The 20,067-nt window shown below is 61.2% G+C and carries 17 protein-coding genes; 12 read left to right on the top strand and 5 right to left on the bottom strand.

What is annotated here, in order from left to right:
• The first annotated feature begins 7 nt into the window (after positions 1-7).
• The 8 genes from ACY4LX_RS06355 (at position 8) to ACY4LX_RS06320 (ending at position 9,493) form a co-directional block, all read left to right on the top strand.
• Positions 8-1,468: an alginate O-acetyltransferase gene (locus ACY4LX_RS06355; RefSeq protein WP_463259454.1), complete on the top strand. Its 1,461-nt coding sequence runs from the start codon at positions 8-10 to the stop codon at positions 1,466-1,468.
• 11 nt (positions 1,469-1,479) lie between these two features.
• Positions 1,480-2,613: a mannuronate-specific alginate lyase gene (locus tag ACY4LX_RS06350; RefSeq protein ID WP_463259453.1), complete on the top strand. Its 1,134-nt coding sequence runs from the start codon at positions 1,480-1,482 to the stop codon at positions 2,611-2,613.
• A 212-nt stretch (positions 2,614-2,825) separates the two neighbouring features.
• Positions 2,826-4,391, top strand: a complete 1,566-nt coding sequence (locus ACY4LX_RS06345; RefSeq protein WP_149657504.1) for an MBOAT family O-acyltransferase — start codon at positions 2,826-2,828, stop codon at positions 4,389-4,391.
• Between the two features lie 11 nt (positions 4,392-4,402).
• On the top strand, positions 4,403-5,578 hold the full coding sequence (locus ACY4LX_RS06340; RefSeq protein ID WP_149657505.1) for an alginate O-acetyltransferase: 1,176 nt from the start codon (positions 4,403-4,405) through the stop codon (positions 5,576-5,578).
• Positions 5,579-5,595: 17 nt separating this feature from the next.
• Positions 5,596-6,249, top strand: coding sequence for an alginate O-acetyltransferase AlgF (locus ACY4LX_RS06335; RefSeq protein ID WP_149657506.1), 654 nt, complete (start codon positions 5,596-5,598; stop codon positions 6,247-6,249).
• Between the two features lie 190 nt (positions 6,250-6,439).
• Positions 6,440-7,891 (top strand): mannose-1-phosphate guanylyltransferase/mannose-6-phosphate isomerase, encoded by a 1,452-nt coding sequence (locus tag ACY4LX_RS06330; RefSeq protein WP_123596984.1) that lies wholly within the window; start codon positions 6,440-6,442, stop codon positions 7,889-7,891.
• 281 nt (positions 7,892-8,172) lie between these two features.
• Entirely contained in the window at positions 8,173-8,637 is a 465-nt protein-coding gene (locus ACY4LX_RS06325) for a multidrug transporter (RefSeq protein WP_149657507.1), read from the top strand.
• A gap of 31 nt (positions 8,638-8,668) precedes the next feature.
• Positions 8,669-9,493, top strand: coding sequence for an SDR family oxidoreductase (locus tag ACY4LX_RS06320; RefSeq protein ID WP_463259452.1), 825 nt, complete (start codon positions 8,669-8,671; stop codon positions 9,491-9,493).
• Between the two features lie 135 nt (positions 9,494-9,628).
• Here the strand turns inward: ACY4LX_RS06320 and ACY4LX_RS06315 are convergent, their stop codons facing one another.
• Positions 9,629-10,510 (bottom strand): LysR family transcriptional regulator, encoded by an 882-nt coding sequence (locus ACY4LX_RS06315; RefSeq protein ID WP_463259451.1) that lies wholly within the window; start codon positions 10,508-10,510, stop codon positions 9,629-9,631.
• 110 nt (positions 10,511-10,620) lie between these two features.
• On the opposite strand from ACY4LX_RS06315, the gene ACY4LX_RS06310 reads away from it, so the two are divergent.
• Both ACY4LX_RS06310 and ACY4LX_RS06305 read left to right on the top strand, forming a co-directional pair.
• Positions 10,621-11,991 carry an MFS transporter gene (locus ACY4LX_RS06310; protein WP_463259450.1) on the top strand — a complete coding sequence of 457 codons (1,371 nt, stop codon included), beginning with the start codon at positions 10,621-10,623 and terminating at the stop codon, positions 11,989-11,991.
• The gene (locus tag ACY4LX_RS06305; protein ID WP_463259449.1) at positions 11,988-12,389 is read left to right on the top strand and encodes a DUF4440 domain-containing protein; all 402 of its coding nucleotides are present in this window, start codon (positions 11,988-11,990) and stop codon (positions 12,387-12,389) included. Before ACY4LX_RS06310 ends, ACY4LX_RS06305 begins: the two co-directional genes overlap by 4 nt.
• Before the next feature lie 115 nt (positions 12,390-12,504).
• Here ACY4LX_RS06305 and ACY4LX_RS06300 read toward each other — a convergent pair whose 3' ends face one another.
• From ACY4LX_RS06300 to ACY4LX_RS06285, 4 genes are all read right to left on the bottom strand, one after another.
• Entirely contained in the window at positions 12,505-13,371 is an 867-nt protein-coding gene (locus ACY4LX_RS06300; RefSeq protein ID WP_463259448.1) for an efflux RND transporter periplasmic adaptor subunit, read from the bottom strand.
• 10 nt (positions 13,372-13,381) lie between these two features.
• Positions 13,382-13,582: a DUF1656 domain-containing protein gene (locus tag ACY4LX_RS06295; RefSeq protein WP_007896379.1), complete on the bottom strand. Its 201-nt coding sequence runs from the start codon at positions 13,580-13,582 to the stop codon at positions 13,382-13,384.
• Complete coding sequence (locus tag ACY4LX_RS06290; protein ID WP_149657513.1) at positions 13,572-15,767, bottom strand: FUSC family protein; 2,196 nt, start codon at positions 15,765-15,767, stop codon at positions 13,572-13,574. Before ACY4LX_RS06290 ends, ACY4LX_RS06295 begins: the two co-directional genes overlap by 11 nt.
• Before the next feature lie 207 nt (positions 15,768-15,974).
• The gene (locus ACY4LX_RS06285; protein WP_463259447.1) at positions 15,975-17,486 is read right to left on the bottom strand and encodes an efflux transporter outer membrane subunit; all 1,512 of its coding nucleotides are present in this window, start codon (positions 17,484-17,486) and stop codon (positions 15,975-15,977) included.
• A 272-nt stretch (positions 17,487-17,758) separates the two neighbouring features.
• Between ACY4LX_RS06285 and ACY4LX_RS06280 the strand changes: the two genes are divergently transcribed.
• Positions 17,759-18,727 carry a LysR family transcriptional regulator gene (locus tag ACY4LX_RS06280; RefSeq protein ID WP_149657516.1) on the top strand — a complete coding sequence of 323 codons (969 nt, stop codon included), beginning with the start codon at positions 17,759-17,761 and terminating at the stop codon, positions 18,725-18,727.
• 224 nt (positions 18,728-18,951) lie between these two features.
• Complete coding sequence (locus ACY4LX_RS06275; protein ID WP_149657517.1) at positions 18,952-19,926, top strand: 2-hydroxyacid dehydrogenase; 975 nt, start codon at positions 18,952-18,954, stop codon at positions 19,924-19,926.
• Positions 19,927-20,067 lie beyond the last annotated feature (141 nt).

The raw sequence follows: 20,067 nt of genomic DNA, 5'->3' as shown, positions 1-20,067 counted from the left end.
TAATTTTATGCACCCACACTTGATCAAATTACTCAGCCTGTCGGCCCTGACCGCCGGCATTCTCGCGGCCAGCGCCGGGGCCCGTGCCGACGATGCCGCCGCTAGCGCAACCGCGCCGAAGTTCACCGCCGACCCGTGCTGCAACCTGTGCCCGGAAGCCCACGACGCGAAGAATTACACCACCCGGTATCAGCAGAACTTCACCACGCTGGTGCAGGCCCAGGGCGACTGGTTGTTCCGTACGCAAGAAGACTTGCGCACCGAGTTCGACACCTCCCCGGCCGGCTACAAACGCATGAAAGAACTGCACGATGCGTTCAAGAGTAAAGGCGTGGAACTGGTCGTCGTCTACCAGCCGACCCGAGGCCTGGTGAACCGCAACAAGCTCAACCCGGAAGACAAGGCCAAGTACGATTTCGACAAGGCCCTGCGCAATTACAAAACCATGCTCGGCCGTTTCGCCGCCATGGGCTACACCGTGCCGGACCTGTCGCCGCTGACCAACGAGTCGCTGCCCGACACCCTGCCCGCCCACGACTTCTACTTCCGCGGCGACCAACACTGGACGCCGTACGGCGCCCAGCGCACGGCGAAAATCGTCGGTGAGCAAATCAAGCAAATGCCGGCCTTCGCCGACGTGCCGAAACGCGAATTCGAGAGCCATAAGTCGGGTCGCATGGGCAAGACCGGAACATTACACAACATGGCCGGTCAACTCTGTGGCACGAGCTACGCGATCCAGTACATGGATCAGTTCACCACGGAGCCAAAAGGCGAAGCGGCCGATGGCGATCTGTTCAGTGACTCCGGCAATCCGGAGATCACCCTGGTCGGCACCAGCCACAGTGGCAAGAACTACAACTTCGCCGGTTTCCTCGAAGAGGCCATCGGCGCCGACATCCTCAACGTGGCATTCCCTGGCGGTGGCCTGGAAGGTTCGATGCTGCAGTACCTGGGCAGCGACGAGTTCCAGAAGAAGCCGCCGAAAATCCTCATCTGGGAATTCTCGCCGCTCTATCGCCTCGACCAGGAAACCATCTACCGCCAGATGATGGCGTTGTTGGACAACGGTTGCGAAGGTAAGGAAGCACAGATGTCCGGTAGCGCCACATTGAAACCGGGCAAAAACGAATTAATGGTCAACAGCAAAAACCTGAACCTGCAAAACGGCAGTCACCAGGTCGACATCCAGTTCGCCGATACGTCGGTGAAAGTCCTGCAAGCCACCCTCTGGTACATGAACGGTCGCCACGAGGACATCAAGATCGAAAAACCGGAAACCTCCGACACTGACGGGCGTTTCGCCTTTGAGTTGCGCACGGACGAAGACTGGGCCACGCAGAATCTGCTGGCCGTCGAAGTCCAGGGCCCTGAAGCAGGTGCCGCGCCACAAAAAGTCGAAGCGAAAATCTGCAAACGCAACGTGTTCTCTGGTGCTGAGCAACGTACCGCTCAGGCCGGGCAATGAGGCTCCCTCTTATGACCTGCATGCAAACCCGAACTTTGAAAAGATTACTCGCGCCCTCCCTGCTGACGTTGGCGATGTTCGCCGGCGCCACCCAGGCCGCCGCGCCATTGCGTCCGCCCCAGGGCTACTTCGCGCCGATTGAAAAAGTGAAGACCGGCGACAAGAGCGAAGGCTGTGACGCGATGCCGACGCCCTACACCGGCGCCCTGCAATTTCGCAGCAAATACGAAGGCTCCGACAAGGCCCGTTCGACCCTGAACGTGGCGTCGGAAAAAGCCTTCCGCGACACCACCGCCGACATCACCAAACTGGAACGCGGCACCAGCAAGCGCGTAATGCAGTACATGCGTGACGGTCGCCCGGAACAACTCGAATGCACGCTCAACTGGCTGACCGCGTGGGCCAAGGCCGATGCGTTGATGTCCAAGGACTTCAACCACACCGGCAAGTCGATGCGCAAATGGGCCTTGGGCAGCATGGCGTCGTCGTACATTCGCCTGAAGTTCTCCGACTCGCATCCGTTGGCCAACCACCAGCAAGAGTCGCAGTTGATCGAAGCCTGGTTCAGCAAAATGGCCGACCAGGTGGTCAGCGATTGGGACAACCTGCCGCTCGATAAAACCAACAACCACTCGTACTGGTCCGCCTGGTCGGTGATGGCAACGTCCATCGCCACCAACCGTCGCGACCTGTTTGATTGGTCGGTGAAGGAATACAAAGTCGGCGCCAATCAGATTGACGCCGAGGGCTTCCTGCCGAACGAGCTCAAGCGCCAGCAACGCGCCCTGTCCTATCACAACTACGCCCTGCCGCCACTGTCGATGATCGCCAGTTTCGCCCTGGTCAACGGTGTGGATTTGCGTCAGGAAAACAACGGCGCGCTGAAACGCCTGGGTGATCGCGTGCTGTCCGGGGTGAAAGATCCGGAAGAGTTCGAGAAGAAGAACGGCAAGGAACAGGACATGACCGACCTCAAGGTCGATTCGAAATTCGCCTGGCTCGAACCGTTCTGCTCGCTCTACACCTGCTCGCCGGATGTGCTTGAGAAGAAGCACGAGATGCAGCCGTTCAAGACCTTCCGCCTCGGTGGTGACTTGACCAAGGTCTACGACCCGGCGAATGAAAAAGGCAACAAAGGCTCCTAGAGCCAAACGCAAAACCCTGTAGGAGCGAGGCTTGCCCGCGAATTCGGTCTGACATTCACCAATGATGTCGACTGACACACCGCCTTCGCGGGCAAGCCTCGCTCCTACAGGGTCAGCGCAAGATTTGAGTTGAGTGTTATTCCCCCGTTTTTCGGTGGGGGGTTTGGGGGGGCTGCGGCCCTTGACTGTTGGTTAAACATGGAGAGATCGGGATGGTATTTTCGTCCAATGTGTTCCTGTTTTTGTTCTTGCCGATCTTTCTCGGCATGTATTACTTGAGCGGGATTCGCTATCGCAACCTGCTGCTGCTGATCGCCAGTTACGTGTTCTATGCCTGGTGGCGCGTGGACTTCCTTGCGCTGTTCGCCGCTGTCACGCTGTGGAACTACTGGATCGGCCTCAAAGTCGGTGCGGCGGGCGTTCGGACCAAACCGGCCCAACGCTGGTTACTCCTGGGCGTGGCCGTCGACCTGTGCATTCTGGGCTACTTCAAGTACGCCAACTTCGGCGTCGACAGCATCAACGCGATGATGACGTCGGTCGGTCTGTCGCCGTTCATCCTGACCCACGTGCTGTTGCCGATCGGGATCTCGTTCTACATCTTCGAGTCCATCAGCTACATCATCGACGTCTATCGCGGTGACACCCCGGCGACCCGCAACCTGATCGACTTCGCTGCATTCGTCGCGATCTTCCCGCACTTGATTGCCGGCCCGGTGTTGCGTTTCCGCGACCTCGCCGACCAGTTCAACAACCGCACCCACACCCTCGACAAGTTCTCCGAAGGTGCCACGCGGTTCATGCAGGGTTTCATCAAGAAGGTCTTCATCGCCGACACCCTCGCGGTGGTGGCTGACCATTGCTTCGCCTTGCAAGCGCCAACAACCGGCGATGCCTGGCTCGGCGCCCTGGCCTACACCGCGCAACTGTATTTCGACTTCTCCGGTTACAGCGACATGGCCATCGGCCTGGGCTTGATGATGGGTTTCCGCTTCATGGAAAACTTCAAGCAGCCGTACATCAGCCAGTCGATCACCGAGTTCTGGCGTCGCTGGCACATCAGCCTGTCCACCTGGCTGCGTGACTACCTGTACATCACCCTCGGCGGTAACCGCAAAGGCACGTTGATGACCTATCGCAACCTGTTCCTGACCATGCTGCTCGGTGGTCTGTGGCACGGCGCGAACATCACCTACATCGTCTGGGGTGCGTGGCACGGCATGTGGCTGGCGATTGAAAAAGCGTTGGGCCTGAACACCTCGCCACGCAGCATCAACCCGATCCGCTGGGCGCTGACCTTCCTGCTGGTGGTGATGGGCTGGGTGATCTTCCGCTCGGAAAACCTGCACGTGGCCGGTCGCATGTACGGCGCGATGTTCAGCTTCGGTGAATGGTCGTTGTCGGAACTCAACCAGGCCAGCCTCACCGGCCTGCAAGTGGCGACCCTGGTGGTGGCTTACATGACCCTGGCGTTCTTCGGCATTCGTGACTTCTACACCAACCTGCCGCCAGAAAAAACCAAGCCAGTCGTGAACGTCGAGGCCGATGGCCCGGCCACCGCGACCCCTGGAATGATCAAAGCCGTACCGGGCGACAACCCGGGCAGCATCCACGAACCGGGCTACACCGTTGGCGTTGAAGCCACTGTGCAACCGGCTTACTGGACGGCGGACTGGTCGCGTTACGTGATGCGCACGCTGGTGCTGGTGTTGTTCATCGCCTCGATTTTCAAACTCTCGGCGCAAAGCTTCTCGCCGTTCCTTTACTTCCAGTTCTGAGGGATCTGACCATGACCCGCTCATTACGCATCCTCTACATCGCCCTGTTCCTGGTGACCCTGTTGGTTCTGGGCCTGTGGTCCACGCGCAGCTTCTTCGGGTTCAGCACCAGTGCCGAAACCACGGTGCTCAACGGCCGCTGGACCAAAGCCGTGGAGACGCACTACGACGCCGAGTTCCCGATCAAGCGCCTGGGCACCAACCTCTGGGCCGCGCTGGATTTCAAACTGTTCAACGAAGGCCGTCCGGGCGTGGTGCTCGGTCGCGATCAATGGTTGTACAGCGATGAAGAATTCAACCCGATCGTCAACGAAGAGCTGAACCTGCAAGGCAACTACGCGCTGGTCGAAGGCGTGCGCCAACAGTTGAAAGCCAAAGGCGTGAAGCTGGTGATGGCGATCGTGCCGGCCAAGGTTCGCCTGTACCCGGAACACCTGGGTGAAGTGAAACCGGCCAGCATCCACGCCAATCTGTACCAGGACTTCCACGCTCGTGTAGCGGCGGACAAGATCCTCGCTCCCGACCTGCTCGGCCCGTTCAATCAGGCCAAGCTTGCGGGTGAGCAAGTGTTCCTGCGCACCGACACCCACTGGACCCCGGAAGGCGCGCAAATCGCCGCCGAAACCCTGGCCAAGACCATTGCCGCGAAAACCCCGCTCAGCGGCGAACCGCAAAACTTCGTCACGACACCGGCGGAAAAAGTCACCCACAAAGGCGATCTGCGACTGTTCCTGCCGCTGGATCCGCTGTTCGAAAACCTGATGCCGGCCACCGAGCCGCTGCAGAAACGCAACACCGTGGCGGCTGACGACCAGCCTGCCGCTGACGACGCTTTGTTCGCCAACAACGAAGTGCCGGTGGCCCTGATCGGCACCAGCTACAGCGCCAACCCGAACTGGAACTTCGTCGGCGCGCTGAAGCAAGCGCTGAAAAGCGACGTAGTCAATTACGCCGAAGACGGCCACGGCCCGATTCTGCCGATGCTCAGCTACCTCAAAAGCGATGCTTTCAAGAACAGCCCGCCACAGGTGCTGATCTGGGAGTTTCCTGAACGTTATCTGCCTGTGAACAACGAAATCGGTGACGCCGACCCGCAGTGGGTCGCAGAGCTCAAAGAAGCTGGCGTGCGCCAACAAAACGTAGCCGCAAACACCAAATCCGAGACGCCCGACCGGGCGCAAAACTGAAAGAGAGAGGTACTACCATGACTTTCACTACAACTCCTCGCCGTCTCGCGAAGACTTTTGCTCTTGTTGCTGGCATGAGCGTCCTGTCGATGTCCGCCTTCGCTGGCGACGCCGCACTCTATGGCCCGACCGCACCGAAAGGCTCGTCCTTCGTGCGGGTCTACAACGCCGGTAATGCTGAAGTCAGCGCCACCGTCGGCACCACCAACCTGAGCGATGTTGCGCCACTGGCCAGCAGCGACTTCAGCTTCATGCCGGGCGGCGACTACAGCGCCAAGGTCGGCAGCCAGACCCTGCCGGTCAAACTCGCCGGTGACCACTATTACACCCTGGTCAACAACGCCAGCGGCGCGCCGCAACTGATCGAAGAGCCGCCGTTCAAGAACAAGCAGAAGTCCCTGGTCCGCGTGCAGAACCTGAGCGACAAGGCCCTTACCCTGAAAACCGCTGACGGCAAGACCGAAGTGATCCCGTCGGTCGCGGCCAAGGGCCGTGGCGAGCGTGAAATCAACCCGGTGAAAGTCAGCCTGGCCCTGTACGACGGCGCGACCAAAGTCGGCGACGTGAAACCGGTTGCCCTGGAACGCGGTGAAGCGGCTGTGCTGTACGTCACCGGTAAAGGCAGCAGCCTGTCGCCAGTGTGGGTAAAACGCCCGGTTTCGACGCGCTAACTATTTTTCTGGATTGCCGCGCTCCTGTGTAGGAGCAAGGCTTGCCCGCGATGAGGCCCTCAAGACCGCCATCGCGGGCAAGCCACGCGCCTACAGGGGATCGGGTGGCAATCGAGATACGGAATAAGAACAAGAGTGAAACGACAGAACGTTCGTAGCTCTAACCAAATCGATTTTAAGGAGTAACAACATGATTCCGGTAATCTTGTCAGGTGGTAGCGGCTCACGTCTTTGGCCGCTTTCGCGTAAACAGTTTCCTAAACAGTTCCTGGCCTTGACCGGCGAGCACACCCTGTTCCAGCAAACCCTGGAACGCCTGGTGTTCGAAGGCATGGACTCCCCGATCGTGGTCTGCAACAAGGACCACCGCTTCATCGTCAACGAGCAGCTGAGCACCCGAAAACTGGAAGTGCAACGCATCCTGATGGAACCGTTCGGTCGCAACACTGCGCCGGCCGTGGCCCTGACCGCGATGATGCTGGTCAATGAAGGTCGCGACGAGTTGATGCTGGTGCTGCCGGCCGACCACGTGCTGGAAGACCAGAAAGCCCTGCAACGCGCCCTGGCCCTGGCCACCGTCGCTGCGGAAAACGGCGAAATGGTGCTGTTCGGCGTACCGGCGACCAAACCGGAAACCGGTTATGGCTACATCAAATCCACCAACGATTCGCTATTGCCCGAAGGCGTCAGCCGCGTCTCGCATTTTGTCGAGAAACCGGACGTCAAGCGCGCCACCGAATACGTCGAATCCGGCGGTTATTTCTGGAACAGCGGCATGTTCCTGTTCCGCGCCAGCCGCTTCCTCGAAGAGCTGAAAAAGCATGACCCGGACATCTACGACACCTGCCTGCTGACCCTCGAGCGCAGCGAGCAAGACAACGACACCATCACCTTCGACGAAGCCACCTTCGCCTGCTGCCCGGACAACTCCATCGACTACGCCGTGATGGAAAAAACCCAGCGCGCCTGCGTCGTACCGTTGACCGCCGGCTGGAGCGATGTCGGTTGCTGGGCGTCGCTGTGGGAAGTGAACGAAAAAGACGCCAATGGCAACGTGTCCAAAGGCGATGTGGTCATTCAGGACAGCAAGAACTGCATGATCCACGGCAACGGCAAACTGGTGTCGGTGATCGGCCTGGAAAACATCGTGGTCGTCGAAACCAAGGACGCCATGATGATCGCCCACAAGGACTCGGTCCAAGGCGTGAAACAGATGGTCAACACCCTCAACGAACAGGGCCGCAGCGAAACCCAGAACCATTGCGAGGTCTATCGTCCGTGGGGTTCCTACGACTCGGTGGACATGGGTGGCCGCTTCCAGGTCAAGCACATCTCGGTGAAACCGGGCGCGTGCCTGTCGCTGCAAATGCACCACCACCGCGCCGAACACTGGATCGTGGTCAGCGGCACTGCCGAAGTGACCTGCGACGAGAACGTGTTCCTGCTCTGCGAAAACCAGTCGACCTACATCCCGATCGCCTCGGTCCACCGTCTGCGCAACCCGGGCAAGATTCCACTCGAGATCATCGAAGTGCAATCGGGCAGCTACCTGGGTGAAGACGATATCGAGCGATTCGAAGATATCTACGGTCGCTCCACCCCGATTGAACGCGGCGTGTCGGTGAAAACCATCGCGCAGTAAGCGTTTAGCGAAATAAAAAGCCTTCGTCGAGCCCACTGCGTTTTCCCTATCCGCAGTGGGTTGGTCGGGGGCTTTTTTTGATCGTTCCTACGCTCTGCGTGGGAATTGATGATCGTTCCCACGCTCTGCGTGGGAATGCCTCAAGGGACGCTCCGCGTTCCAATGGGACGCGGAGCGTCCCGGGCTGCATTCCTTTGCTGCGCGTGGGAACGATCACGCCCATCGCCAACCGCACCTGCGCTTAGGTAGGATGACCTTCTCTTTCCCCGAGGTTGTGCGACATGTTCATTGGCGTCCTGCTGGTCATCACCTGGCTTATCCTGTTGCTGCGCTACCCCGCCAAGGCGTTTCCCGTCTCGGTGGCCGCCGCCGTTGGTCTGGGCCTGGTCGCCACCTGGGTGATCTGGATGGACAACCGCGAGGTCAAGCAACTGGCGCGTCTTGAGTTGCGCATCACCTACGCCCCCGAACACTGCCCGGCGGATCGCCCGCTGCAACTGACCATGAACAACGGTAACGACGTGCCGCTGACCGAACTGCGCTGGCGCATCGCCGCCTACGCACCGGGCGACACCGTGAACCTGGCCGACAACCAATACGCCGCCCCGCGCTATCGCGGCCCCGGCGAATTGCAGGCCGGTGCCAATTGGGACGATTGCTTGCCATTGCCACCGCTGCGCCCCGGCTATCGCCCGCAAACCCTGGAGTTTCGCGCCGAGCATTTGCAGGGTAGTTTCTCCGACTGATCCCCCTTTCTTTTTGCACAAGGACCGCGCCATGCCCGTTGCGTTGATTACCGGTTGCTCCAGCGGCATTGGCCGCGCCCTGGCTGATGTGTTCAAGCACGCTGGCTACGAAGTCTGGGCCAGCGCCCGCAAGACTGAAGATGTGGCGGCGTTAGCGACGGCCGGTTTCACGGCGGTACAACTGGACGTCAACGATGGCGCGGCACTGGATCAATTGAGCGAGCGCATCAACCAGCAACATGGCGGCCTCGATGTGCTGATCAACAACGCCGGTTATGGCGCCATGGGGCCGCTGCTCGATGGTGGCGTGCCGGCGATGCAGCGCCAGTTCGAAACCAACGTGTTTGCCGTGGTCGGCGTCACCCGCGCGCTGTTCCCGGTACTGCGCCGGGCCAAGGGTTTGGTGGTGAATATCGGCAGCGTGTCCGGTGTGTTGGTCACGCCGTTCGCCGGCGCTTACTGCGCCTCGAAAGCTGCGGTGCATGCCTTGAGCGATGCGTTGCGCATGGAACTGGCGCCGTTCGGCATCCGCGTGATGGAAGTCCAGCCCGGGGCCATTGCGTCGAGCTTCGCCAAGAATGCCGGCCATGAAGCCGAACAACTGATCACCGAACAATCACCGTGGTGGCCGCTGCGCGAAGGCATTCGTGCGCGGACCAAGGCCTCTCAGGACAACCCGACCCCGGCCAGTGAATTTGCCGCTGTATTGTTGAAGGCCGTGCAGCAGGAAAAACCGCCACGGCTGATCCGCATCGGCAATGGCAGCCGGGCGTTACCGTTGCTGGCGGGGTTGTTGCCCAAAGGGTTGCTGGAGTCGGGGCTGATGAAGCGGTTTGGATTGCGGGGGCAGCTCTGAGACCGCGTCACCGTTCATCGCGGGCAAGCCTTGCTCCTACAGGGATTTTGAGTCGTACGCCAATCATGCGAACGACACAAACCCTGTAGGAGCAAGGCTTGCCCGCGAAGACGTCAGCCCAATCACCAAAAATCCTCAGCACCACCCCTTCATGAAATCAATAAACGCCCGCACCTTCAGCGGCAGGTGCCGGGTGTCCGGGTACAACGCATACACCCCCTGCTGGGCAAACCGGTGATCCGCCAGCAGATGCACCAGCCGCCCCGCCTCCAGATCCTCCTGAACCAGCCACTGCGGCAAGATCGCGACGCCCTGCCCGGTCAACGCAAAGGCCCGCAACGTTGCCGAGTTGTCCGCGACAATCGCGGTTCTCCCCGGTTTTGGCTGGTACAGATGCTCGGTCCCGGCCGGGTCGGTCACCGTCAATTCCGGCACTCGCCCATGCCCCAGGGTCGGCAACGATTCCACGGCCGCCAGCGTATCGGCGGCTTCGAAACGCTCGATCAACCCCGGCGACGCCACGGCAAAAATCTCGAACGTCGACAACTGCACCGCCCGCAGGTTGGAGTCGTGCATGCGGCCCAGCCGAATCGCCACGTCGAAACGCTCGGAGATCAGGTCGGCGTGGGTCGAGGACGTGGACAGGTGAATGTTCAACTGCGGATGTTGCTGACGAAATACCTCCAGCGCCGGCACCACCTGGGCCAAGGCGAACTCCACGGTGGTGGTGATGCGCAAGGCGCCCTTGAGCTGCGAATGCTCGGACCGGGCCTCCTCGATCGCCAGCCGGGCTTCGTCGAGGGTGCGCAGGCAACGCTGATAGAAACGTTCGCCGGCATCGGTCAAGGCCAGTTGCCGGGTGTTGCGCGTGAGCAACGTCACGCCCAGTTCTTCCTCCAGGCGCTTGAGGTTGAAACTGACCACGGCACGGGTCTGGCCCAGCAAATCGGCGGCAGCGGTCAATGATCCGGCCTCGACCACGGCCTTGAAGGTGTCGAATCGATCGAGGCTGACCATGGACACCTCACTCCTTTGTCAAAATAATTTTGACAAACTAGCAGCCAAACCAGCGTTTTCCTAACCTCGCCAGCGCCCTACCCTGCACACCTCATTACAGGGAAGTGGCCATGGCCTATCGCTCGAAAGTCGCGCTCGTGTATCTGTTGGGGTTCGCCCTCGACCTGCTGAACATGTTTGTCGCCAGCATCGCCTACCCCGACATCGCCCGGGACCTGCATGCCTCGGTCACCGAATTGGCCTGGATCAGCAACGCCTACATGCTCGGGCTGACGCTGATCATTCCGATGAGCGTGTGGCTGGCGGCGCGGATCGGTGAGCGGCGGCTGATCCTCGCATCCTTGCTGTTGTTCGGTATCGCTTCGGCGTTGGTGGCCCAGGCCGGGTCGATTGAAAGCCTGATCGGCTGGCGGCTGCTGCAAGGGCTCGGTGGCGGGTTATTGCTCCCGGTCGGCCAGGCGTTGGCTTATCGACAGTTTCCACCGGCCCAGCGTGCGCATTTCACCGGCGTGGTGTTGCTGGTGGCGCTGATGGTCCCGGCCTTGTCGCCAATGGCCGGCGGGTTGATCGTGCAGACGTTGTCCTGGCGCTGGATTTTCTGCCTCAACCTGCCGGTGGCGCTGCTCACCTTCGGCCTCGGCCTGCTGTGGCTGAAAGCCGATCCAGCCGTCACCGAACGCCCGACTCTGGATGCCCGTGGCTTGCTGCTGGCGATCTCGGCCCTGAGCCTGTTGCTGATCGCCCTGAGCCTGTTGAGTGAACCCGACACCCGTGCGTTCGGCTGGCTCGGATTGATCCTCAGCGCCACAATGGCCGCGTTGTACCTGCGCGACAGCTGGCGCAAACCCGAGGCGATCCTCGACCTGCAACTGATCAAAAATCCATCACTGCGCCTGGCGATGCTGATCTACCTCTGTGTGCCCGGCATTTTTACCGGGACAAACCTGATTGCCGTGTTGTACCTGCACGAGCTCGGTTTCGGCGCAGCGCAAATCGGCGCGCTGATGTTGCCGTGGGCGGCCGGCTCGGGGGTGGCGATCCTGCTGGGCAAACGCAGTTTCAATCGCATCGGCCCCAAGCCGTTGCTGATCGCCGGCATGGTCTTGCAAAGCCTTGGCATTGTGCTGCTGATGCGCATCGAACAACCCGCCGGCCCACTGCTGATCGTTGCCTACGCCATGATGGGCCTGGGTGGCAGCCTGTGCAGCGTCACTGCACAGACCTTGGCCTTTGTCGGCATAACGCCGGAAAAAATGGGCCACGCCAGCGCCCTGTGGAACATCAATCGCCAACTCGGTTTCTGCCTCGGCGCGGCGCTGTTGAGTTCATTGCTCGGCGCGCTGGGCACTCAAGGTTTCAACTATTGCTTCCTCGCCGCCGCCCTGTTGACACTGGTGCCCATGACCGCCGTCCTGCGCTTCGACTCGACGAACGTCCTCGCCCTGCTAACCTCAAATCCCCTTCAGGAAAAATCCGTATGACTGACTACACCGACTACTTTGACGAAGTGATCCAGGCCCACGTGGCGATCGAACAATGGTTCGCCGTGGAAGAAGATGTCGCCGCACTGGATCGGTTGCTGAGCCGTTTCTCGCCGCAGTTTTCCATGGTCTCGCCGCTCGGGCGGGTGCTGGATCTGGAAGCGTTGAGCGCGTTGTTTCGGATGGCGGGCGGCAAGAAGAGCGGGTTCAGGATTGAGCTTAGCGAGCTCAACGGCATTGCCTTGCACGAGCATGGCGCGACGGTGAGTTATCGCGAAAAGCAGACTGATGCGACGGGATTGCACTCGGATCGCAGGTCGACGGTGGTGTTTGAAAAGATCGCATCCGGGCGGGTGGTCTGGCGGCATTTGCAGGAGACGTTTTGTAGCGGCGAGTGAGCCCCCGATCGCTCCCGCGCTCCCGTGGTAGTGCGACGCTCGGGACGCTCTGCGTCCCAAGCTGTGACGCGGAGCGTCACGGGATGCATTCCTTTGCTGCGCGTGGGAACGATCTTCATTCTGCCGCGTCGCCCTGCCTCACCACCACCGTGCACGTAATCCCCGCCGCCAACAGCACCCCCTCCGGCACTTCATCAATGTGAATCCGCACCGGCACCCGCTGGGCCAGGCGCACCCAGTTGAACGTCGGGTTGACGTCAGCAATCAGCTCCCGGCTTTCCGGGTTGTCCCGGTCGTAGATCCCGCGAGAAATACTCTCCACATGGCCCTTGAGCACTTCGCCGCTCATGAGTTGCATGTCCGCTTTATCGCCGACCCGCACATGAGGCAGTTTGGTTTCTTCGAAGAAGCCATAGACCCAGAACGAGTTCATATCGACCACAGCCATTTTCGCTTCGCCGATGCGCGCATAGTCGCCGCGATGGACGTTGAGGTTAGTGACGTAGCCGTCCACCGCCGCCCGCACTTCGGTGCGTTTGAGGTTCAGTTCCGCTGCTTCCAGTTGCGCCTGGGCGTGTTGGTAATCAGCCAGGGCCGAGTCGGCGATGTTGCTGGCGTCGTCGCGGTTTTCCTTGGAGATCACCAACGCATCCATGTCGGCGCGGCGATGGGCGTTGACCTTGCGCATCTCCCACGTGGCCTTGCGCGAGGCCACCATCGACTGCGCCTGCTTGACCGCGATGCGGTAGTGCTCGGGGTCGATCTGCATCAGCAAATCGCCTTTCTTCACCAGTTGGTTATCGCGCACCGGCACATCCACCACTTCGCCGGTGACGTCGGCGGCGACGTTGATGATGTCGGCGCGTACCCGCCCGTCGCGGGTCCAGGGGGTGTCCATGTAGTGCACCCACAACGTCCGGCCGATCCATATGGCGAGGGCCAGCACCAGCAGGGTGGCGAGCAGGCTGAAGAGCTTTTTCATCGGAACGTTCTCAACGGTAGACAGTCAGCGCCAAGGCGCCGAACAGACAGGTAAACAGACTCAGGCGCAGCAGCGCCGGGTGCCAGAAAAAGCGGTACAAGTCGAACCCCGAGAGGAAGCGGTCGAGCGCCCAGGCCAGTGCCGCGGCGATGAAAAACATCAGGGTCATGGTCGGCATGTACACGCCGTGGAAGGCGATTTCACGCGGCATGTTCAACTCCTTTGGCCGTAACTTTCATGTAGCCGGATAGCGGCGATTGCGGGTCCAGTAATGAGGTGCGGATGAAGTGCAGATAACTCTTCACCCGGCGCAACGCCGAGGTATCGAAGTGCGGGGCGAAGGGTTCGTCGGTGGCTTGCACCCGGCTGATTGCGTGATCCACGGCAATCAATCCGCGCTCCAGATTGCTCTGGCTCGGTTGCAGGAACAGCCGCACCAGCGAACGCCCCATCACCCGGATCGCCTGGCGCCACGGCTGGGATTGGGCATAGGCCGGGTGCACCGGCAGAATCGCCTGTTCCTTGCGCAACTCGATGATCGCGTGACCGACTTCCAGTACCACGAACATCCAGCGCAGCAAGTCCCGTTGCACCTGCGGCGAACCGACCGCCAGGCCATAGGCCTGGTGCAGCAAATCCCGGGTGCGACTTTCGAAACTCGACCCCAGGCCCTTGAGCTTGCCGCTGATCGCGTACACCACTTGCTCGCGCAAATCCTGCTCCAGCCGCCGCCACAACCAGCGGCTGTTGGGTGGCAGGATGATCGCCCCGGCGGCGGCGCACACCAGCATGCCCAGGACCATGGCGATGTAGTCGTTGATAAAGGTGTAGGGGTTGTAGACCGTGAGGTTGTCCGGCACCGAACCGGTGCTGAAGAAGATCAGCAACCCGAGGCCCACCCCGGCGTATTGCGGGCGTGACGTGAGGAACGAACCGAGCACGATCACAGGTGCGAGCATTACGCACAACAGCGGAAAACCATCGATCCAGGGGAAGATGAAAAACATCTCGACGAAGCCGATCAATGCGCCGAGCAAAGTGCCGCAAGCCATTTGAAAGGCCATGCGTTTCGGGTTCGGCGTTGCCGCTGAAAGGCCCACGGTAGCGGCGGCAATCAACGTCATCGTCGCCCCGCTCGGCCATGCTGTAGCGACCCAATAACTGCCGAGCACCACCAGGATAAATGCCGCGCGAATCCCCGATGCGGCCGACGCCATCCAGTTGGTTTGTGGGGTGAACGGCTCGTCCCATTGTTCGCGGGCGTGACTGTGATCGGCCAGGGACGCGTGGGTCTGTGCATAACTGTGCAGGTCGTCAACGAAGCGATAGAGCAATTCGTAGGCGGTGTGGAAATCCAGTTGCTCGGCGTCGCTTGGCGCGCTCTCCTGGAAGGTCGCCCGCAGGCTGCGTACCCGCGCCGGCAAGCCTTCCTTGTACGCGGTCAACGCCGTGACCAGACGCGCGGCATCGGCGTTGGTCAGCGCCCGGCCGCTGAAGCCGTCGAGCAATTCGGCGAGGTCCTGCAAGCCCGGTTTGATCGCCGCCACCACGTGATCCGCCTCGCTGCTGCGCAAGCGCTCGAGCAATTGGTGCAAGGCGTTGAAGCGGGTAGTGATGCTCATGAATTCGCTGTTCAAGCGACTGAGCCGACCGTTGCGCCGGCGCATGTGCGGGTCTTCGAACACCGTCACGCTGCGCAAGCCTTCCAGGCCCACGGCTTCGGCGATGAAGCGCACGTTGCTCGCTTCAAAGGCCTCGCGTTGGCTGCGACCGCGCAAGCCGTCGGTGACGAACAAGGCGAACACGCCGAAGCGCTGGTACAAGGCGTTGCGCATCGCGGCGCTGGCGGTTTGCGGCAGGATCGCGGCGCTGATCAGGGTCGAGCAGATAATCCCCAGGGAGATTTCCAGCACCCGCCAGACTGCCGCCATGAACGCGCCGTCCGGGTGGGCCAATGCCGGCAAACCGACCATCGCGGCGGTGTAGCCGGCGAGCACAAAACCGTAGGCGCGGAAGTTGCGATAACGCGCGGCACCGGCGGTGCACAGGCCGACCCAGATCGCCAGCGAACCGAGGAACAGTTCGGTGTTTTGCGCGAACAGCGCGATCAACGCAACCATCACCGCTGAGCCGGTGAGCGTGCCGAGGAAGCGATAGAAACTCTTGGCCAGCACGTGGCCGCTTTGCGGCTGCATGACGATGAACACGGTGATCATCGCCGTGCGCGGTTGCGGCAGTTCCAGGCGCATGGCCAGCCACAGGGTCAGGAACGCGGCGAACAGCACCTTGAAAATGTAGACCCAGGTCACGCCATCGCTGCGTGCCCAGTCGTAGAAGCCTCGGCGCCATTCGAGGGAGTACAGCCAGCGCAGGGGTGTGGGCAAAATCCTGCTCATGTAGAAGAAACCTGAGTCACACGAAAACCTGTGGAACTACGAGTACCTGTGGCGAGGGGGCTTGCCCCCGTTCGGCGGCGTAGCCGTCGTAAAACCGGTAGATGCGGTGTGCCTGAAAAAACGCGTTGGCCGGTTTTGGGGCTGCTGCGCAGCCCAACGGGGGCAAGCCCCCTCGCCACAAATGTGGGTGTGCCAGAAACAGTGTGTTCAATTCGAGAGGCTCTTAAGCAGGGCCGGGGTTTTGGGTGCGGCGGTCTGGCTGTCTGTCGGCACATCACTGCCGGCACCCAGCCCACCACCCAGCGCCGTCACCAACTCGGCATGAGCACTGAGGCGCGCAGCTTGAACCTGCTGCTGCACCTGCTGCTGCTTGAACAACAACGTCTGGGCATTGAGCACGTTGAGGTAATCAGTGAGCCCGCGCTGGTAGGCGATCATCGCGATGTCGTAGGTCTTCTGCGCCGTGGCCACCGACTCGGCGGCGAACATCTGCTGCTTGTCCATCGACTCGCGGCGGATCAGTTGATCGGAGATGTTCTTCAACGCATTGACCAACGTCTGGTTGTACTTGGCCACGGCGATGTCATACCCGGCCGACGCTTCGCCCAGTTCCGAGCGCAAGCGGCCCCCATCAAAAATCGGCAGCGAGATCGCCGGGCCGACGCTGTAGTTGAGTTTCTTGCCGGTCAGGAATTCCAGCGCCCCGCCGCCCGTGGCCATGTAGCCGAGGCTGCCGACCAGGTCGACGTTGGGGTAGAACCCGGCGTGGGCGACATCGATGCCACGGGCCTGGGCCGCCACTTGCCAACGGGCCGCGACCACGTCCGGGCGCTGGCCGAGCAATTGCGCAGGCAGTGACGACGGCAGTTTCAGCGGCGCGCCCAACGCCAGGGTCGGCCGTTGCAGCTGCGCGCCCTCCCCCGGGCCTTTGCCCGCCAGCGCCGCGAGTTGGTTACGGCTCAGGGCGATTTCTTCGTCCAGGGCATCGATCTGTCGATGGGTTTCCGGCAACGGGGTTTCCGCCTGGCTGACTTCGAAATGAGTGCCGATGCCGCCGTTCAAACGCTTTTGCGCCAGATCGAGGATTTGCTGTTGCTGCTGCAACGTCGCGGCGACGATGTCCCGTTGCGCGTAATGCAACGAGAGTTCGATGTAGGCGCGCACGATGTTGTTCTGCAATTCGAGCTGGGCCAGGCGCGCTTCGGCGGCGCTCATGTGCGCCATGTCCACGGCGCGCTCGGTGGCGTTGCTTTCGCGGCCCCAGAGGTCGAGGGCGTAGCTGAAGCCGAGCGCGGCGTTGTTGTCCCAGGTCGTGGTGTTGGACAGTTCGCCGGGGCCATAGAACTGATCGGTCGGCCAGTTGTGGCGCTTGAGGGTCGATTCGCCATTGATCTGCAACGACTCGGCGGCCTCGGCGATGCCGGCCATGGACTTGGCCTGGCGCACCCGGGCGGTGGCCATGGCCATGGTCGGGCTGCCTTGCACGGCGAGGTCGATCCAGCGGTTCAGTTGTGGGTCGCCGTAGGCCTGCCACCATTGCGCGGTGGGCCAGTGAGCGTCCTGTGCGGCGTGCTGGATGGCTTCATCGGTGGCCAGGGAATCGGCCTCCAGTGCCTTGCCCTGCGGGGCAATGCCTGCGGTACCGATGCAGCCGCTGATTGCCAGGGTTAAAGCCAAAACACTGAGCGTCTTGAGCGCTTTGTTGATGCGACGCGGCACTGCTGAAAATTCCTGAAATAGAGAGGGGTCCTGTAGGCGCGAGGCTCGCCCGCGAAGAACGATAACGCGGTGTTACTGATACACCGCGGCGCTCCCTTCGCGGGCAAGCCTCGCTCCTACATGGGACCGGCGCAATTCTAGGGGTGGGCCTTGTTGGCGATAAGCTGGGATTCCTGTGAATCTTTGTTACCGTTAACGCGATAATCCCTTGGTCGGGGTCACTGACCCCGTAACTTCGTGTCACAATTTGCCATCGAACCCGAGAGCACCCCATGGACACCTTGCAAAACATGCGCGCCTTCAGTTACGTGGCCCAGGCCGGCAGTTTTACCGCCGCCGCCGTGCAACTGGACACCACCACCGCTAACGTCTCGCGCGCGGTCTCCACCCTGGAAGCCCACCTGCAAACCCGTCTGCTTAACCGAACCACCCGCCGCATCGCCCTGACCGAGGCCGGCAAGCGCTATCTGCTGCGGTGCGAGCAGATCCTGGCCTACGTCGAAGAAGCCGAAGCCGAGGCCAGCGACGCCCACGCCCGCCCCGCCGGACAGCTGAAAGTGCACACCATGACCGGCATCGGCCAGCACTTCGTGATCGATGCCATCGCCCGCTACCGCAAGACCCACCCGGACGTGACCTTCGACCTGACCATGGCCAACCGCGTGCCGGACCTGCTGGACGAGGGTTACGACGTGTCCATCGTGCTCGCCAGCGAACTGGCGGATTCGGGCTTCGTCTCCCAGCGCTTGGGCATCACCTACAGCATCGTTTGCGCCTCCCCGGCTTATGTAAAAGCCAATGGCTGCGCCCAGAAACCCAGCGACTTGCTCAACCACGCCTGTCTGCGCCTGGTGAGCCCGGTGATCCCGCTGGAGAAATGGACCTTCGATGGCCCCGAAGGCCAGGAAATGGTCACCATTAACAGCTCGCCGTTTCTGGTGAACTCCGCCGACGCGATGAAAACCGCGATCACCAGCGGCATGGGCGTCGGCGTGTTGCCGGTGTATGCGGCGATTGAAGGGCTGCGCAACGGCACGCTGGTGCGGATGATGCCGAACTACCGCTCGCAGGAATTGAATCTGTACGCAATCTACCCCTCGCGCCAGTACCTGGATGCCAAGATCAAGACCTGGGTCGAATACCTGCGCGGGTCGTTGCCGGAGATATTGGCGGCGCATCAGGCGGAACTGGCGGCGTATGAATTGAGCGGGAGCCTGGCCGGGGCGCGGCTGGCGAATTGATCGCTCATCCAGCGGGCTCTTGATCGTTGATGATCGTTCCCACGCTCCGCGTGGGAATGCAGCCCGGGACGCTCTGCGTCCCCTCCAAAGCCGAACGCGGAGCGTCCGTTGAGACATTCCTTGGCTGCGCGTGGGAACGATCAATGCCGTCCGGGACCTCGCGCAACGCCCGGAAAGAATGTTAGCGTGCTTGGCATTCACCACCGCCCGCCGAGCCGATTCCCATGAAAAAAACCGTCCTCGCCTTCAGCCGCATCACCCCCGAAATGATCGAGCGTTTGAAACAGGATTTCGACGTGATCGTGCCGAACCCGAAAAACGGCGACATCAATGCCCAGTTCAACGAAGCCCTGCCCCACGCCCATGGCTTGATCGGTGTCGGGCGTAAACTCGGCCGCGCGCAGCTGGAGAACGCCGCCAAACTGGAAGTGGTGTCCAGCGTCTCGGTGGGCTACGACAACTATGACGTCGCCTACTTCAACGAACGCGGGATCATGCTGACCAACACGCCCGATGTGCTCACCGAAAGCACTGCCGACCTGGCCTTCGCCCTGCTGATGAGCAGCGCCCGCCGCGTGGCGGAACTGGACGCCTGGACCAAGGCCGGCCAGTGGCAAGCGACCGTCGGCGCCCCGTTGTTTGGCTGCGATGTGCATGGCAAGACTCTGGGCATCGTCGGCATGGGCAACATCGGCGCGGCCATCGCCCGTCGGGGTCGGCTGGGTTTCAACATGCCGATCATCTACAGCGGCAACAGCCGCAAGACCGAACTGGAACAGGAACTCGGCGCGCAGTTCCGCAGCCTTGACCAGTTACTGGCCGAAGCGGATTTCGTCTGCCTGGTGGTGCCGCTCAGCGAGAAAACCCGCCACCTGATCAGCCACCGCGAACTGGCGCTGATGAAGCCAAGTGCAATCCTGGTCAACATCGCCCGCGGCCCCGTGGTGGACGAACCGGCGCTGATCGAAGCGCTGCAAAACAACCGGATCCGCGGCGCCGGCCTGGATGTCTACGAGAAAGAACCGCTGGCCGAATCGCCACTGTTCCAGTTGAAAAATGCCGTCACCCTGCCGCACATCGGCTCCGCCACCGATGAAACCCGCGAAGCCATGGCCAACCGCGCCCTGGCCAACTTGCGCAGCGCGCTGCTCGGTGAGCGTCCGCAAGACCTGGTGAACCCGCAGGTCTGGAAAGGCTGAATAAAAACGGGCAGGTTTATACAAACACTTGCCCGTTATTGATTAACTCCGATACACACTTTGCAATTCAGTCCAGCGCCAAAATAGTTATCCACGCTATAGACTCCGCGTCATTCACTCGACTATCACGAGTATTGGCTA

This window comes from Pseudomonas sp. Emmai (assembly GCF_055179735.1).
This window is presented reverse-complemented; position numbering and strand designations above follow the sequence as displayed.

Bases quoted from the DNA above. Each gene is read 5' to 3' on its own strand.
- ACY4LX_RS06355 (WP_463259454.1), top strand. From the start codon at position 8: ATGCACCCACACTTGATCAAATTACTCAGCCTGTCGGCCCTGACCGCC.
- ACY4LX_RS06350 (WP_463259453.1), top strand. From the start codon at position 1,480: ATGACCTGCATGCAAACCCGAACTTTGAAAAGATTACTCGCGCCCTCC.
- ACY4LX_RS06345 (WP_149657504.1), top strand. From the start codon at position 2,826: ATGGTATTTTCGTCCAATGTGTTCCTGTTTTTGTTCTTGCCGATCTTT.
- ACY4LX_RS06340 (WP_149657505.1), top strand. From the start codon at position 4,403: ATGACCCGCTCATTACGCATCCTCTACATCGCCCTGTTCCTGGTGACC.
- ACY4LX_RS06335 (WP_149657506.1), top strand. From the start codon at position 5,596: ATGACTTTCACTACAACTCCTCGCCGTCTCGCGAAGACTTTTGCTCTT.
- ACY4LX_RS06330 (WP_123596984.1), top strand. From the start codon at position 6,440: ATGATTCCGGTAATCTTGTCAGGTGGTAGCGGCTCACGTCTTTGGCCG.
- ACY4LX_RS06325 (WP_149657507.1), top strand. From the start codon at position 8,173: ATGTTCATTGGCGTCCTGCTGGTCATCACCTGGCTTATCCTGTTGCTG.
- ACY4LX_RS06320 (WP_463259452.1), top strand. From the start codon at position 8,669: ATGCCCGTTGCGTTGATTACCGGTTGCTCCAGCGGCATTGGCCGCGCC.
- ACY4LX_RS06315 (WP_463259451.1), bottom strand. From the start codon at position 10,510: ATGGTCAGCCTCGATCGATTCGACACCTTCAAGGCCGTGGTCGAGGCC.
- ACY4LX_RS06310 (WP_463259450.1), top strand. From the start codon at position 10,621: ATGGCCTATCGCTCGAAAGTCGCGCTCGTGTATCTGTTGGGGTTCGCC.
- ACY4LX_RS06305 (WP_463259449.1), top strand. From the start codon at position 11,988: ATGACTGACTACACCGACTACTTTGACGAAGTGATCCAGGCCCACGTG.
- ACY4LX_RS06300 (WP_463259448.1), bottom strand. From the start codon at position 13,371: ATGAAAAAGCTCTTCAGCCTGCTCGCCACCCTGCTGGTGCTGGCCCTC.
- ACY4LX_RS06295 (WP_007896379.1), bottom strand. From the start codon at position 13,582: ATGCCGCGTGAAATCGCCTTCCACGGCGTGTACATGCCGACCATGACC.
- ACY4LX_RS06290 (WP_149657513.1), bottom strand. From the start codon at position 15,767: ATGAGCAGGATTTTGCCCACACCCCTGCGCTGGCTGTACTCCCTCGAA.
- ACY4LX_RS06280 (WP_149657516.1), top strand. From the start codon at position 17,759: ATGGACACCTTGCAAAACATGCGCGCCTTCAGTTACGTGGCCCAGGCC.
- ACY4LX_RS06275 (WP_149657517.1), top strand. From the start codon at position 18,952: ATGAAAAAAACCGTCCTCGCCTTCAGCCGCATCACCCCCGAAATGATC.